This is a genomic window from Nocardia sp. NPDC058497 (assembly GCF_042720195.1).
GTDB lineage: Bacteria > Actinomycetota > Actinomycetes > Mycobacteriales > Mycobacteriaceae > Nocardia.
The window spans coordinates 1-1,812 of the sequence record NZ_JBHXMY010000861.1 but is presented as its reverse complement, the minus strand read 5'-3'; the positions used below and the strand labels follow the sequence as shown (position 1 = coordinate 1,812).

Genomic DNA, 1,812 nt, shown 5'->3' with positions numbered 1-1,812 from the left:
CCCCTGCACCACATCGTCCACGTGCCCGGTGATGAGCACCGTTCCGGCACCCGAACCGGGCAGTGACGAGTCCGCCCACCAGCCGAGCCGATTCACATCCTGCGGTGGGAGCAGCACCCCGGCGGTGTCGGTGGCGATGGGGTCGGTCGGGGCCGAGTCGTCGCCGATGGTCAGCGTCACCGGCTTGTCCGGATGGTCGACAGTCGCGACGACCGGCGGGCGCAGGTCGCGTTGTCCGGATTCTAGGGTCGAACCCGCGTCGTTCTGAGTACCGCACCCGGCCAGCAATGCGAGCAGGATGATCGCCGAGAGCTTTCGCATGGTCAGTTCCGTTCGATGGGGCCGGAGGGGATCTCTGCTACCGGAACGCGCTTGTCCGGATTCCGGGTGACCGGCGGCTGATCGATGCGAGTGTCGAGCAAGGTGACCACGGCCCCCCTGTGGACCACTTCGAAGTAGACAGGTGTCGCATCGAGCAGGTACCCACCTGGCGCCACCAGTTCGACCGCCTTGTAGCAGGTTGGCAGCAACTCCAGCCCGGCCGTACCGTCCGCCCCCGTGGTGATCGTGTATTGCCCGGCATTGGGATCGGTCGGATTGCACAGCTCGACGGAATACGTCGCACCCGAGAGCAGCTCACCGCTGACCCGGTCCTTCTTGACCAGCGTGATCGGCATCCGGGTCGCGTTCGGCCCGCTCGCCAGCGTGAACTTCACTTCAGCGGAGAGGTCGGTGCCCGACAGGGTGCGGTCGACCGCCTTCGGGCCCGCCGCGTAGTAGGCGGCCGGCAGGTCGCCGAGTGCGACCCGGTAGCAGCCCAACGGCAGACTGCTGAACTGCGCCACCCCGCCCGGACCGGTGCGGACACTGTCCACGCCGCCGAGCGAATCTCCCGAACACGTCTTCACCGAGATCTCGACGTCCTCGACCCCGTATCCCTGTTCCTTGCTCACGACTGCCGTGATCGAACCCTCCGGAAGGGTCAGCGGAGGGCTGGTGGTCGATGGTGGTGTGGCCACATCGGTCGGCGGCACCGTGGTGGCCTGGCTCGTCGTCGTCGGCGGCGGCACTGTGGTCTCCGGGCTCGTCGTCGGCGGCACTGTGGTCTCCGGGCTCGTCGTCGGCGGCGGAACCGTGGTGGCCGCGGGTGATTGCACCTCCGAGTTCGGTGTCGGTGTCGGATCCGCGGATGCCGGCCCCGCCACGGACAGTCCGCAAGCCAGCACCGCGGCCAGTACAGCGATTGATACACGCATCGGATTCCCCCTGGGAACTTCCGGGCCGACCTGATCGAGTCAGCCTCTGACAGCAGGGATTTCGCGGCCTCAGCAGAACTCGTTACACCTCTCGTGCGTGTTGTTCCGTTTCGTGACCGGAAAGGTTCGATTCAGGGGCGCTGGAGACGAGCGCGGCGGATCCTGGCGACGCAAGCCCCGGTTGACCGGGAACTCGGTGCCGAGGTCTCGTTCGTCGAGCAGCGCCTGCCACAACGCCTCCGGCGAGGTGATGCCCCCGGGGAACCGGCACGCGGTGGCCGACGATCGCGATCGGTTCGTCCGCCACGGCCAGGTCGAGGGACCGATCCGCGCGAGCCGGAGCCGTGTCCACCATCGACTCGCGCAGGTGCTCGACCAAGGCGTCGACGGTCGGATGGTCGAACACCGCGGCCGCGGCCAACTGGACGCCGGTGGCCGCCGCGACCCGATCGCGCCACCGCGGTCCTCGACTCGAAACCCAGGTCATGGAAAGTCGCCGCCGGATCGATCACCTCCGGTCCCGCGTCCCCGAGCACGGTGCCGATCTCCCCCATGA

3 protein-coding genes and 1 pseudogene are annotated in these 1,812 nt (G+C 68.0%); 2 read left to right on the top strand and 2 right to left on the bottom strand.

Going from position 1 to position 1,812, the window contains the following annotated elements:
* Window positions 1–321: pseudogene (locus ACFWPJ_RS31860) on the bottom strand (class F sortase); the annotation flags it as partial.
* A 2-nt stretch (window positions 322–323) separates the two neighbouring features.
* On the bottom strand, window positions 324–953 hold the full coding sequence (locus tag ACFWPJ_RS31855; RefSeq protein WP_378857091.1) for a collagen binding domain-containing protein: 630 nt from the start codon (window positions 951–953) through the stop codon (window positions 324–326).
* Between the two features lie 58 nt (window positions 954–1,011).
* On the opposite strand from ACFWPJ_RS31855, the gene ACFWPJ_RS31850 reads away from it, so the two are divergent.
* Window positions 1,012–1,290: a hypothetical protein gene (locus tag ACFWPJ_RS31850; RefSeq protein ID WP_378857089.1), complete on the top strand. Its 279-nt coding sequence runs from the start codon at window positions 1,012–1,014 to the stop codon at window positions 1,288–1,290.
* A 310-nt stretch (window positions 1,291–1,600) separates the two neighbouring features.
* The coding region (locus ACFWPJ_RS31845; RefSeq protein ID WP_378857087.1) for a hypothetical protein at window positions 1,601–1,812 on the top strand (212 nt) is incomplete at its 3' end.